This is a genomic window from Carboxylicivirga sp. (assembly GCF_982718395.1).
On record NZ_CEXQWX010000001.1, the window covers coordinates 25,975 to 40,171 of the forward strand.

A 14,197-nucleotide genomic window follows, 5' to 3' on the forward strand; every position below is an offset into this window, starting at 1 on the left:
GTCTTTAATTTTACTTTATGCAGAAATTACTTTCAGCAACGCTTTTGGCGCTGTTAACTTTGCAGCTTAATGCACAGTGTAATGATAGGAATACAGCCTTTAAAGCTGGTGAATTAGTTAAGTATCATGCATACTACAATTGGGGCTTTATCTGGCTTAACGCCGGACAAGTATCTTTTAGTGTTGATGATATAACAGTTGATGAGGAACCAGCTTATCACTTGAAAGCTCATGGTGCAACCTATTCATCGTACGATTTTCTTTTCAAAGTACGCGATACTTTTGAAACGAAGGTAGATACACTTCATCTCGAGCCTTTTGAGTTTAAGCGGATCACCAATGAAGGTAGTTACCATGCTAATTATTTGTACCAGTTTGATAGAGAAAACAGGCTGATCAAAGCACAAATACAAAAAAAGAAGGAACCACAAAGAGATACAGTTTTACAATGGAATGATTGTTCTTTCGATCTGCTTACAATGGTCTATAAAGCACGCAATATAGATTATTCAAAATATGCGATCAATGAAAAGATCCCGATAAGCATGGTAGTCGATGGTGAGATCCATGATATTTACATCAGATATCTGGGGAAGGAAACTATTAAGAACCGAGATGGCAGGCGTTTTAACTGCCTGAAGTTCTCACCTTTGTTAGTGGAAGGAACAATATTTAAAAGTGGTGAGGATATGACCGTTTGGGTTACCGATGATGACAATCGTATCCCAATTATTGTTGAGGCTAAAATTCTGATTGGATCAGTCAAGGCTGTTTTTGTTGATGCCATAAATACACGATACCCAATAACAGCTGAAGTTAAGAAGTAAATCTGTTTTGCCAATCTTGAAGCGGTGCTTCCCGGACATCTCTCAGATTCTCGAATTGTTGTTTCAGCTCATCAGGTGCATTATCAACAACAAAAGCATTTTGAAATGTTGTTAGCATATCCAGATCGTTATAATCATTACCAATTACTGTGACAGCTTCTGTGTTTATGCTTTCAATTTGACAAATTTTCAGAATACCATTGGCCTTGGATACATTTATATCAAAGCACTCCATCCAAATGCTTTGGCCGTCGATTGGGGATGTAGCTCGCACCACCTTTATGTCCTTAATCTGACTACGGATTGTTTCAAATACCTCCATATTTGGCATGAATGCCAATGTTTGAGTGTATTCCAGTTCCGGAACATGGCTGTTAATTAGTTCGGCATCGGCATTGTTAAATTCCAGATAGCGTTCAAAGTCTGGATGAGGATCATTGCCCTCCGGATGGAAGAACTGATGATTATCTGGTATTGGATGATGTAATGTGTATTCTATATGATGCCTGTTGAATATCTCAACCAACACTTTTGTTTTTTCGAAACCAAGATGTTGGGTCAATAACAACTTCTTTTCTTTCCAACAATAGATACCGGCACCTGATGAAAACACAAGATAATCAATTGGAAAATCATTAGGTAAAACCTTGAATGCTGATTGTAAGGTTCGTCCGGTTGCAACAATCCGGATGATACCTTTCTTACCCAGTGATTCCAGAACCTCCAGGTCAGCTTTATTAAAGGATGCATTTCTGGCCAGAATGGTGCCATCTAAATCGGTTGCCAATAGCTTTGTCATACAATTAAATTTGATCCAGTTGAAACGGAGTTGCCTGATAGACGTAATAATTTAGCCAGTTTGAATATAGCAAACTTGCATGACTTCGCCATAGTACCATTGGATCATTTGCAGGGTCATCATCAGGGAAATAATTTACCGGTACATCAATATCAAGACCTTTTGCCACATCGCGGTCATACTCTTCGCGCAGTGTAGAGGCATCATACTCAGAATGTCCAGTCACAAAAATCTGGCGCCTGTCCTTCGACATGACCATGTAGATTCCGGCTTTCTCCGATTTTGATAATAAGATCAAGTCAGGATGATTTGCTATCTCCGATTCTTTTACCTCCGTATAACGAGAATGAGGAGCATGATAAAGATCGTTGAAACCTCTCATTAATGGCTCTTCAGGATGTTCGACAGTGTGCTTAAAAATGCCAAACATCTTTTTATCAAGCTTATATTTTTTTATACCATAATGATGAAAAAGGCCAGCTTGTGCACCCCAGCAAATATGAAAAGTACAGGTCACATTAGTTTTACTCCAATCCATTATCTCAGTCAGCTCTGGCCAGTAATTAACTTCTTCAAAATCCAGCAATTCAACCGGAGCACCGGTAATGATCATTCCATCATATTTGTTGTTTCTAACTTCCTCAAAAACCTTGTAGAATGCAAAGAGGTGTTCCCGTGGTGTATTTTTAGAAACATGACTTGATGTCATTAAAAAATCAACCTCTACTTGCAAGGGGCTGTTTGAAAGTGCCCTTAGCAGATGTGTTTCGGTTGCTATTTTTAAAGGCATCAGGTTAAGTATCAGTATTTTTAGTGGTCTGATATCCTGATGTAAGGCACGTGTTTCGCCAATGACGAACACGTTTTCATTCTCCAGCACATGTCGAGCTGGTAATGTATCCGGAATTTTAATTGGCATATGGTGGTTTTTGTTGTGTGGTGGTTAATGTTTTGCTTAGCTATCTTTTTACAATTCCAAAAAATAAAATGTTTAAGATGTTTTCTATTTGTACTTTAAAGTCTTCGAAGTTGCTGTGCGCTTGAAAAAGAGGTCCTTCAAGTCCTTTTAAAGCAATTGCAATGGCAACAGCCGCCATGTTTACATTCTTAATCTGAAAGCAATCTTCCTCCAATCCTTCTTCCAGCATTTTAGTCAGGAACAAAGCTTCTTCAGCTTCCCCTTTCCCGCGCAACTTGTCAAAGAAATCATATACACCATGTGCATCATCTTTAAGAACTTTCATGTAGTTTTCGAGCATGTGTATGGTTTTCATGCGGGTAATCACATACTCTCTGAACTTATCTTTTGGATTTAAATCTGACTGAACAACCTTATTAAGCTCTGTAAAAAGTATATCTTTTTCCAGTTCAATCACTGCCTGAAAAATCTCTTCCTTGTTTTTGAAGTAGTAATATAACGAGCTTTTACCCTTGCGTAAAGCATGGGCAATATCTTCCATTGTTGTCTTTTTATATCCAAATCTTGCAAATAATTCTCTGGCTGCTTCAATGATTGCAACCCTCATGCCATCACTGGTTGTTTCTGATGGATAGCCGACACCTATATTCATCCCGAAAAGTTTATTAATTAACTACCTGCAAAAGTAGCAATAGTTTTGTCCATTAAAAAATCGGAAATTAAAGATTCTAAAATGGACGCCTGTAATGAGCAGATTGATAGCTATGTGTGTCTTATTGAATTATTTGGTCGAATGGATTTCTTCTTCAGCCAGTGTAAAATCCAATTGTTTTTTCTCCATATTGGCATTGGCAATTATAATCTTTAATGGTTGCCCTAACTGGTAGGTACGATTGTACTTACGTCCAACCAAACAATAATTGTCTTCATCGAAATGGTAAAAATCATCGTCGAGGTCGCGAATTGGAATCATACCTTCACATTTGTTTTCAATGATTTCAACATACAGTCCCCATTCAGTCACGCCCGATATCACACCATCAAAGCTTTGCCCGATATGATCTTTCATAAATTCAACCTGCTTGTATTTGATTGATGCCCTTTCAGCATCGGCAGCGCGTTGTTCCATATCTGAACTGTGCTCGCACATTTCCTCATACTTATCCTCATTAACTGACCTGCCACCATCAAGATAACGCTGCAATAATCTATGTACCATCATATCAGGATAACGACGTATAGGAGATGTGAAATGAGAATAATATTTAAATGATAAGCCGTAATGACCTATGTTATGAGTTGAGTAAATAGCTTTAGCCATTGTTCGAATAGCTAATGTTTCAATCATATTCTGCTCGCCTTTGCCTTGCACCTCAGTTAACAGGCGGTTGAGCGATGCACTGACTGTTTCGGTTCCCTTTGGCATGGCTTCGTAACCAAAGCGTCGAACAAAAGAGGCAAAATTCTCGAATTTATCTGGATTTGGAACATCGTGGATACGATATACAAAGGTCTTTGCCTTACTTCGTCGACTTTTATCCAGCTCTTTGCCACCAATTAGTTGCGCCACTTTTTTGTTGGCCAGAAGCATAAACTCTTCAATTAATTTGTTGGCATCTTTCGACTCCTTAAAGAAGACACTAAGAGGTTTACCTTTTTCGTCAATATTAAATTTAACTTCAACACGTTCAAATCCAACCGAACCTTCTTTGAAGCGTTTGTCACGAAGACTCTTGGCCAGTTTATCAAGGGTAAGTATTTCATCTGATAAATCTCCTTTGCCGGTCTCTATTATATCTTGTGCCTCTTCATAGGTAAATCGACGGTCGGAGTAGATAACTGTTCTTCCAAACCAGCTGTTGATAATATTGGCATGATCATCCATCTCGAATACAGCCGAGAAGCAGAGTTTTTCTTCATGAGGACGCAAGGAGCAGATAAAGTTACTTAATCGCTCGGGTAACATCGGTACCACTCGATCTACAAGGTAAACTGAAGTTGCCCTGTCAAACGCTTCTTTCTCTAATAAGGTTTTGGGTTGTACGTAGTGGGTCACATCCGCAATGTGAACACCCACTTCCCAATTGCCATTATCAAGTTTCTGTAGCGATAAGGCATCATCGAAATCTTTGGCATCGGCCGGGTCGATGGTGAACGTAGTTACTTGTCTGAAGTCACGACGCTTCTTTATTTCATCTTCTGATATGGTCGCATCAATGGTTTCAGCTTCGTCAATAACTTCCTGAGGATAACGATACGGTAAGTTGAATTCGGCAAGTATGGCGTGCATCTCAGCCTGGTTATCGCCTGCATCACCTAATATATCAATGATTTCACCAATCGGATTTTTGGCACGTTCGGGCCATTCAACAATACGTGCAATGGCCTTTTGTCCGTCTTTGACACCTTTAAGACCTTTTGCCGGAATAAATATATCATGTGGCATAACCCGGTCATCAACTACTAAAAATCCTAGCCCACGCGATATCTGCATTACACCGACAAAGCTGTCTCGTTTTCGTTTTAATATCTCGATGACTTCACCTTCAGGTTGGCGATTTCGACGACGGGCATGCATAAACACTTTCACGTGATCGCCATGAAGAGCCTGGTTCATATTGTTGCGGGGAATGAAGATATCACCACCTTCATTTTCTTCGTCAGGGATGACATAAGCCGACCCTGTAGCCGTCATATCAATGATGCCGGTAAGAGTGGAACCGCGACTCAACAGTTTGTATTTACCTGCGGCAACTTCCGTAAGATATCCCGATTCAAACAATTCATTCAAAATGATTTGAACCTGTTGTCTACCTGTTTTCTTTTTAACTTCTAACAGGCTTGATACTTGTTTATAATTAAAAGTACGTTTGGGATTATTAAAGAATAATCCTTGTATTAATTTTCTTAGTTCATCCTTTCTGGATATTTTTTTCTTTTTCTTCTTGACCATGTTCTTATAATTTAAGGTTAAGGGTTTCTTAGATTAATCGGCTGGTATGACGTGGTGTGGGAACGATTAATATAATCGATACTGGAAACAACAACCGATTTTCAAAGGTAAAAAATAATTCGATTTACTTTTTGATAGGATTTATGATAACCTTTTAGCGGTTTAGTCAGTATAAATGAGTCAAGCATGTTGATGCGCTAAACACCCAAAACTTATAAGATGCGAAACGCTGTTATAATAATAGGCCTGATAATAAGCTCCGCAACCATGGCTCAATCCTACGAGCTTTATAATGGAGATACCATTAATTATTCCGATGCAAATAAGCTAAAACATGGTTTATGGTTGACATTTGATAATAACGGAGAAGAAATTGTAGAGCAGGGAGTTTACGTTGAAAATAAAAAAGATGGATGGTGGGTAACTTATTACCCCAATGGAAATGTAAAGCACAAGATTACTTATAAGAAAGGTAAAGCAATTGGTCCGGCTATTTTTTACTACGAAAATGGATTGATATCTGAAGAAGGGGTGTGGCATGTCGATCATTGGCAAGGTAATTATAAGTTTTATCATAAGAATGGCAGCATGGCCTATGATTGGAATTATGATGAAGCCGGAAAGCGAACAGGAACTCAGAAATATTATCACAAGAACGGAACCTTGAAGTATACCGGTGTGTGGGACAAAGGCAAAGCAACCGGAACATTAAAAATATTTGATGATCAGGGCAAGCTGATTACAGAACGAGTATACAATGATGGTGAATTTCAGGAAAATGTTGCTGTTACCGATGGTATCACGACCAACGAAATGGCACCTAAGCAAATGTTGGCTCAGGCAAAACCAAATTCTACCTTTAAAGGAACAGGTAATCACACCGTTTACAACATGAACGGGCAGGTTGAGAAGCAAGGGTTTTTTGTAAATGGTAAGATGTTTACCGGGAAGCATTGCTTTTATAATGCTGATAAATCCTTGAGTAAAATTGTTCATTATCAAAATGGTAATGTGATCAGAACAGAACAGAAGTAAGTTTGTACACAAAAGCATTGACTCTGTCGATTCCCAATTCGCGCTACAATAGAAGTAGCTCCATTATTCAACAAATCAAAAGAATATCCAGGCCGCAAATATCTACTGCCTAAAAAACTAACGAATTATTGGTGCTAATGAGCTGCATAATTTTGTAATTTAGCAGCTTGTTAAAAAACTGATAATTGACGTTTTGGTGAATATGGAGAATAAGTTGTTTATATACAATACATTATCGCGCAAGAAGGAGGAGTTTCAACCTATTAATCCCAAGCACGTTGGCTTGTATGTGTGTGGACCAACCGTATATGGCGATCCGCATTTGGGGCATACGCGTCCTGCTATAACCTTCGATATATTATTCAGATATCTGAAGCACAGTGGTTATAAAGTGCGATATGTACGTAATATCACGGATGTTGGTCATCTTGAGAACGATGGTGATGTAGGGGAAGATAAAATTGCAAAAAAGGCACGGTTAGAGGAGTTGGAACCAATGGAGGTGGTGCAATATTATACCGATCGTTATCATGCGTACATGGATCAGTTAAATGTGCAAAAACCAAGCATTGAGCCTCGTGCATCGGGTCATATCATCGAGCAACTGCAAATTGTTGAAGATATTTTGTCGAAAGGATTGGCTTATGAAAGCAATGGTTCGATATATTTTGATGTTGAAAAATACAATGAGAAGGAAAACTATGGAGTTCTCTCTGGCCGAAATATAGAAGATCTTTTAAGTACCACACGCGAGTTGGATGGTCAGACCGAGAAACGTAATAGCTTTGATTTTGCCCTTTGGAAAAAGGCAGCACCAGAGCATATTATGCGTTGGCCTTCGCGTTTTAGTGATGGTTTCCCCGGATGGCACCTTGAGTGTTCGGCAATGAGCGCCAAATACCTGGGAACTGAATTTGATATACATGGTGGTGGTATGGATTTATTATTCCCACATCACGAATGTGAAATAGCGCAGAGTACGGTGGCACACGGCAACTCTCCAGCCCGTTACTGGATGCACAATAACATGATTACCATTGATGGTCAGAAAATGGGTAAGTCCCTGGGTAATTTTATTACACTGGAGCAAATGTTTAGCGGCGATCATGATAAATTGGAGCAGGCTTATAGCCCTATGACCGTTCGTTTCTTTATTATGCAGGCACACTATCGCAGTACACTCGATTTCTCAAATGTGGCGTTATTGGCCTCACAAAAAGGGATGGAACGACTATTGGATGCTTATGCCAATATGGAGAAGTTACCAGCATCTGACATTTCTAGCTTTAGCGTGCAGGAATTGAGTGAGAAATGTTACGCTGCTTTGAATGATGACCTGAATACGCCAATTTTAATTGCTCATTTGTTTGATGCCGTAAAAGGTATCAATAATGTATTGGCGGGTAATGCCACTTTAACGGCTGATGATCTGGCTCTTCTTAAGAAGCTGATGAAAGATATGGTGGTCGATATTTTGGGTTTATCGGTTAATTCTGAAAGTTCAACTGGCGGAAATGATGAGTTATTATCAGAAACGATTAACTTGTTGCTGAACTTACGCATTGATGCTAAAGCAAATAAAGATTGGGCTACGGCTGATAAAATCAGAAATGAGCTTCAGGCATTAGGCGTTGAAATTAAAGATACTAAAGATGGCTTCGAATGGAGCATAAAATAATTAGGATGCGGATGACATTGAAACATATCACAGCAGGTTTGGCTATTACGGTCAACCTGCTTTTTTTTGGCTGTGACTTTAAAAAGTCTGACAGCTCAACTACACAAACTAAGAGTGAAAAAAAACGAGTGCCAACGCCTGTTTTCAATAGTGATTCGGCGTACCATTATATCGATACACAAGTGAGCTTTGGTCCTCGTGTACCAAATACAGAGGAGCATGCTGCGTGTGCTGATTACCTGGCAGGTGAATTAAAACGATTTGGAGCTGAGGTCATTGTTCAGGAGGCTGATGTTGTGGCCTTTGACAATACCATATTAAAAGCTAAAAACATAATAGGGCAATACAACTTGGATAATAAAAAACGCATCTTGCTGTGTGCACATTGGGATACACGTCCTTTTGCTGATTATGATAGAGATCCGGATAAGCGCAACAGTCCGATTGATGGAGCCAATGATGGAGCCAGTGGAGTAGGAGTATTGTTGGAAATAGCACGCCAGATAAATATCAGTCAACCTACTGTAGGTGTTGATATTATTTTCTTCGATGCAGAAGATTATGGACAGCCTGCACATATTAATCTGCCACAAAAAGATCATACGTGGTGTTTGGGCTCACAATATTGGGGTAAGAATCCGCACACGCCAGACTATCGGGCACAATATGGTATTTTATTGGATATGGTTGGTGCACCGGATGCCTACTTCTATTACGAACAGAACTCAATGAATTACGACCCTGGTTTAGTAAGGTATATTTGGGATATTGCCCACGAACTAGGTTATGGTTATCATTTTAAAAAGGATACTGGTGGATGGATTACAGATGACCATGTGTATGTAACCGAGCTGAGAAATTTCCCATGTATTGATATTATCCAGTACAATCCCGACTCAAGATTAGGCTTTGGTGATTACTGGCATACCCACGACGACACTATGGAAAATATTAATAAAAGCACCTTAAATGCCGTTGGACAAACCGTATTGGAGGTTATTTATCGGGAAGAGTAATCTTTTAGAGGTAAGAATCAAGACATAAGATCTAAGACTTAAGGCTGGTAATTAAATTTTACAAATTAAGACTCTAGCTGCTATTTTCTACTGACTAAAAACTACTGACAAACCAATGCCCAACTTACTTCCATACTTAAATAAAAAGCTGATTGAAGCCGGTTGCGACGAGGCTGGCCGTGGTTGCCTGGCGGGACCGGTTGTGGCTTCTGCAGTAATTTTACCCAAGGATTTTAAGCACGAGTTGCTGAATGATTCCAAACAACTTACCGAAAAGCAACGGCAGAAGCTTCGTCCAATTATTGAGAAGGAGGCCATTGCCTGGGCGGTTTCCTTTGTTGATCATGAGGAAATTGACGAAATCAATATTCTGAAGGCTTCCTATGTTGCTATGCACCGCAGTGTTGACCAGCTAAAAACTGTGCCTGAACATCTGTTGATTGATGGTAACCGATTTATTCCCTACGAAGGTATTGATCATACCTGTGTCGTGAAGGGTGATGGTAAGTATTTATCCATTGCAGCGGCCAGTATCCTGGCTAAAACTCATCGAGATGAATATATGGAAGCCATGCATGAGAAACACCCGCATTATGCCTGGGATAAGAACAAAGGTTATCCCACTAAAGCCCATCGAGCAGGTATCAAAGAGCATGGAATCTCACCTATCCATCGTCGAAGCTTTCGCTTGTTGGATGAACAGTTGAGTTTGTTTTAGAAAAAGACATAAGAATCAGGACATAAGACCTAAGATTGAATTACTACTTCTTAAGCATCTCAAAGATGCTAAAGAAGTTATCCCCTGAAGGATCGTATCTTTATTTGCATTTAAGGGAATAAAGATACGATCCGTAAAATTTAGCAAGTAGAAGATGCGATTCGTAAAAACGTAGTCATCCAGCAGCTTATTTATCCACGCGTACGAAATTCGCCTTCTGAAGTGCTTCTTTTAATTCTTTGTCCGCTCTGAATTGAAGCTTCAATTCTTTGATGCTACGCCAGGTAACATCTTCGGGGCTATCTTTGCTTTCGCTGCTAAGGTGTAAACTAAACGTTCCCAGTCCATCGAGTTGGATCGATTGATTGATCAGGAGCAGATCGGGTAATATGTCAACCAGTGATATCAGTGTCCCATATACTTCAGCTTTTGTCAAGCTGCTCCTTTGTACAATAAAGCCGGCAATGTCTTTAAGGTTTACCTTATTGCGATCGCAGGCTCGTGCATTATAAGTGGGCTTGCCTGTTTTGCTTAACCTACCGGGTGGTTGCTCAATTACCTTGTATTTTATGGCCATAGCTTTGTGTATTGATGATTACTTGTTATTTATTTTATGAAATTTTACCTAGGTAAAAGTTAAGTGTTTACTTAGGTAGAAAGAAAGTATTACCTAGGTAAAAAGATAGGTATTACTTAGGTAAGAACCAAGCAATGAAGTTTCTTTTGAGCAGCAATCAACTTTTGTATCGCCAATAAGCTACTTAGAAACGGACATTAATAAAGTGGCAACTTTTTCAAATGTCGCTTTAAAATAATATGGAGGGTGTCAGGAAATTAAGCAGGTAACTATCGTACTGATAATCTATAATTTAATCACCTCATCCTAACCTTCTCCTAAGAGGAGAAGGAATAGTACAACTGGGTATATATCAGTCTTGAATTAAATGCCTTAACCCTTGGATTTGTGCATATCCTCTCCTTAAAGGAGAGGACTAAGGTGAGGTGTTTGGCTATTAAATGTTACAAATTATTTTCAGGCAGTGAATGAAGCGATACTGTTGATGTTGCGCCACCTAATATGCCTGCTCCACCATCTACGTTGCTATAAATTCGTACAGGTTCGGTAAATGGATCTTCATGGTAGTAATCACGTGCCTGAACCGTGTGGTAATATTGGTAAAGATCTTCAGTGATGTGTTGCAGTACTACTTTAACCGGGGCATTTTCATAACCATATATCGAGAACTTAAGTCGATAGTCTTCGCCTTCAAACAAATCGTCATTAAAAATCATGAAGTTGTTATCCGGATAGTCTGAAAAACCACTCTCATCATTAATAACCATATTATAATTCAATACAGGATCATTTGAATCAATAAACGTTTGGTAATAGTTATCATCACCATTAAAATTTGTTAGCGTGTAGATTAATATTCGATAACAATCTTTACCGGGTTTGTCTTTCACTAAAAGTTCCATGTCGTAGTTGCCGGTCGAGCCATTGTATTTAACTGATGTAAGCTCAGCTGCTGTTTCACCAGGTAAAATCGTGTTACAGTTGATGTTGGTAAACTGTTTTTGTGACACTTTAAAAGAGTACTTTTCGCCTATTGAAGCTTTCAAAGTTGCGGTTTGATAATAGCCGTTTTGTGAATGAGTCAATGTTTCAATAAGCTGATCGTTTTGGTAAAGCTCAACAACAGCATCTTCTATTGTTACAATCGTACCATTTTGAAACATGGTGTTGCTTCGTGTTACCTGGCATTTTATCAATGAGTCAGGTTCCAGCACAGCATTTAGCACCAGGTAATTCTCCAGTTTTTCACCGTTATAGGCGATTTCTTTCTCGCAGCTATAGCTGAAAAACGCAATAAAGATCAGTATATAGATGATTCTCATGATTTCTAGAATTTATAAGAATAAGAAATGGATGGAAGGATAGGGAATAAGGATACTTGTTTTAGCACAGTATCGCCACCGTTATTATGTCCGGTATATAAGAAGAAGGGATTCTTTCGGTTATATACATTATAAATACTGATGTTCCAGGTGCGGGTACCTCGCTTCTTTTTCTTGTGAAAGTTAATGCCCAGATCCATTCGGTGGTAATTAGGCATGCGGTAATTGTTACGACTTTCAAAATACGGTACAGTTGATTCATAGGTATAACCATTTTCTTCAACACTTAATCGGGCAATCCGGTGAGTCGAAAGGGTAAAGGCGTTACCGGTGCCAAATACCCAGGTAGCTCCAAAATCTATTTTATCATTAAGCTTATGGCTTAGGACGATGCTGGCGTCGTGTCGTCGATCATATTTAGCCGGGAACCAGTCGCCAAAGTTCAGGTTATCAAACTGACGCTCGGTTTTCGACCAGGTGTAACCAATCCAACCAGTTGTTTTCCCAATGTCTTTCTTCATCATAAATTCAACACCGTAAGCTCTTCCGCGTCCTGTTTCTACCATATCCTCCCATCCGCGCGACGAGCCAAAGAATGAAGCACCTTCTTTGTATTCTATCAGGTTATCCATCTCTTTGTAGAATCCTTCGAGGGATACATCAATATTTCTAAGTCCGCCATATACGGCACCTATAGCATACTGATGCGATAACTGGGGTTTGATACGTTCAGTCACCGGCAACCACAGGTCGGTTGGAAGCCCAATGGTTGAATTGCTCAACAGGTGCAGGTATTGCTGCATTTTTGAATAGGCTGCTTTAAGCGTTACTTTATCCGATAAGAGGTAGCGCATGCTGGCACGTGGTTCGAAAGAAGTGTACCAGTTGTTCTCTACATTAAATGCCGAAAAGTGAAGTCCGATATTCGCCTTTAAACGACCGCTTAATTCAATATCATCTTCAATAAAAACATTCATTTCTTTGGCATAGGTGTTGCCTTCGCCGTAAGTTTTACTGTTAGTATTGCTGTCGGCTTTATCTTCAATGGTTTCAACACCAGGTTTAAAGGTGTGATAGATAAAGTTACTACCAAACTTTACATCGTGCTTAGGAGTCGGGTACCAGTCGAATTCAATTTTGGCGCTCCAATCTTCAATGCCCGATTGGTATTTGTAATAAAGTGATTCATCCAGTTGGGAGTTGGTATAGGATTGGGATTTATCACTAACATTAAATCGATAATCACTGTAGGTGAGGGTAGTATTAGCAAAAAGCTTATTGTTGAAGATGTAGTTCCAGCGCAGGGCAGTAGTGATATTTCCCCAAAATAATTTGCTATCATAGCTGTTCTTGTTGAAGCCATCGCTTCCGGTATAATCATCTGAATATTTATTGTAGGCCTTATCGCGTCCTAAATAGGCACTCAGGTAAATACGGCTTTTCTCTGAGAACTTATGGTTGAGTTTTAGATTGGTATCATAGAAGAAGTAACCACTGGTTTCTTCCTCTTTCATAAAGGGGCGTGCAATCAAATCAATATAAGTACGACGGGCCGAAAAATGGAAAGCCGTTTTGTCTTTTTTTATCGGCCCTTCGGCAAATACACGCGATGATATCAAACCAATCTGCGCACCTCCATGGAATTCTTTCTCATTACCTTCCTTCATACGGATGTCAACAACAGACGACAAGCGACCACCAAAGCGGGCAGGGAATCCACCTTTGTATAACGATACGTTTTTTACTGCATCGGTATTAAACACGGAGAAAAAACCAAAAAGGTGACTGGCGTTATAAACCGGCACACCATCGAGTAAGATCAGGTTTTGATCGGGACCACCACCGCGAACATATAATCCGCTTGAAGCTTCACTACCTGATTGTACACCCGGCATCAGTTGGAGCGTTTTCATCACATCCGCCTCACCCATAAAAGCTGGGAGTCGTTCAATGGCATCCATGGTGATGGTTTCTTTGCTCATTTGCGAGTCTGTCTGTTTATGTGTAACAGCACCACCAATAACAGTGACTTCGTCAATGGCATCAGCATAGTCGAGGTTAATGTTCAGGGTCTGGTCAGATTGCAAATTAATAGTCTTTGTGATGCTTTTAAAGCCAACATAAGAGTAGACAACCTCATAGCTTCCGGCGGGTAGGGTTAAGCTATAGAAGCCATACAGGTTACTGACAGCTCCGCGAAGTTGTGAAGTTTCGTAAATGTTGGCATTGATTAGTTTTTCACCACTGCCGGCGTCGGCAATGTAACCACTGAGGGTGTACTGCTTTGTTTGGGCTTGTGCCACATAGCAGCTTAGCAACAGAATTGTTGCAAGCAGAAGCTTTCTCATAAGTA

General features: G+C 39.7%; 12 protein-coding genes. 5 read left to right on the plus strand and 7 right to left on the minus strand.

Features of this window, described 5'->3' with window-relative positions:
- The first annotated feature begins 17 nt into the window (after window positions 1–17).
- Window positions 18–827 (plus strand): DUF3108 domain-containing protein, encoded by an 810-nt coding sequence (locus AC4MRQ_RS00125; protein WP_491195592.1) that lies wholly within the window; start codon window positions 18–20, stop codon window positions 825–827.
- Here the strand turns inward: AC4MRQ_RS00125 and AC4MRQ_RS00130 are convergent.
- From AC4MRQ_RS00130 to rnr, 4 genes are all read right to left on the minus strand, one after another.
- Window positions 817–1,626, minus strand: coding sequence for an HAD family hydrolase (locus AC4MRQ_RS00130; RefSeq protein ID WP_491195593.1), 810 nt, complete (start codon window positions 1,624–1,626; stop codon window positions 817–819). The genes AC4MRQ_RS00125 and AC4MRQ_RS00130 overlap by 11 nt on opposite strands.
- A 4-nt stretch (window positions 1,627–1,630) precedes the next feature.
- Window positions 1,631–2,545 carry a homoserine O-acetyltransferase MetA gene (gene metA / locus AC4MRQ_RS00135; protein WP_491195594.1) on the minus strand — a complete coding sequence of 305 codons (915 nt, stop codon included), beginning with the start codon at window positions 2,543–2,545 and terminating at the stop codon, window positions 1,631–1,633.
- Between the two features lie 40 nt (window positions 2,546–2,585).
- Complete coding sequence (locus AC4MRQ_RS00140) at window positions 2,586–3,197, minus strand: TetR/AcrR family transcriptional regulator (RefSeq protein WP_491195595.1); 612 nt, start codon at window positions 3,195–3,197, stop codon at window positions 2,586–2,588.
- 129 nt (window positions 3,198–3,326) lie between these two features.
- Entirely contained in the window at window positions 3,327–5,498 is a 2,172-nt protein-coding gene (gene rnr, locus AC4MRQ_RS00145; protein ID WP_491195596.1) for a ribonuclease R, read from the minus strand.
- A 219-nt stretch (window positions 5,499–5,717) separates the two neighbouring features.
- On the opposite strand from rnr, the gene AC4MRQ_RS00150 reads away from it, so the two are divergent.
- The 4 genes from AC4MRQ_RS00150 (at window position 5,718) to rnhB (ending at window position 9,945) form a co-directional block, all read left to right on the plus strand.
- Complete coding sequence (locus AC4MRQ_RS00150) at window positions 5,718–6,533, plus strand: toxin-antitoxin system YwqK family antitoxin (RefSeq protein WP_491195597.1); 816 nt, start codon at window positions 5,718–5,720, stop codon at window positions 6,531–6,533.
- Between the two features lie 202 nt (window positions 6,534–6,735).
- Window positions 6,736–8,211: a cysteine--tRNA ligase gene (cysS, locus tag AC4MRQ_RS00155; protein WP_491195598.1), complete on the plus strand. Its 1,476-nt coding sequence runs from the start codon at window positions 6,736–6,738 to the stop codon at window positions 8,209–8,211.
- A gap of 11 nt (window positions 8,212–8,222) precedes the next feature.
- A complete protein-coding gene (locus AC4MRQ_RS00160) occupies window positions 8,223–9,227 on the plus strand; it encodes a M28 family peptidase (RefSeq protein ID WP_491195599.1) in 1,005 nt (334 codons plus the stop codon).
- A gap of 115 nt (window positions 9,228–9,342) precedes the next feature.
- Window positions 9,343–9,945 (plus strand): ribonuclease HII, encoded by a 603-nt coding sequence (gene rnhB, locus AC4MRQ_RS00165; RefSeq protein WP_491195600.1) that lies wholly within the window; start codon window positions 9,343–9,345, stop codon window positions 9,943–9,945.
- A 187-nt stretch (window positions 9,946–10,132) separates the two neighbouring features.
- Here rnhB and AC4MRQ_RS00170 read toward each other — a convergent pair whose 3' ends face one another.
- From AC4MRQ_RS00170 to AC4MRQ_RS00180, 3 genes are all read right to left on the minus strand, one after another.
- Window positions 10,133–10,522 (minus strand): HU family DNA-binding protein, encoded by a 390-nt coding sequence (locus tag AC4MRQ_RS00170; protein ID WP_491195601.1) that lies wholly within the window; start codon window positions 10,520–10,522, stop codon window positions 10,133–10,135.
- Between the two features lie 443 nt (window positions 10,523–10,965).
- Window positions 10,966–11,844 (minus strand): DUF4249 domain-containing protein, encoded by an 879-nt coding sequence (locus AC4MRQ_RS00175; RefSeq protein ID WP_491195602.1) that lies wholly within the window; start codon window positions 11,842–11,844, stop codon window positions 10,966–10,968.
- 5 nt (window positions 11,845–11,849) lie between these two features.
- Window positions 11,850–14,192, minus strand: coding sequence for a TonB-dependent receptor (locus AC4MRQ_RS00180; RefSeq protein ID WP_491195603.1), 2,343 nt, complete (start codon window positions 14,190–14,192; stop codon window positions 11,850–11,852).
- Window positions 14,193–14,197: the final 5 nt, after the last annotated feature.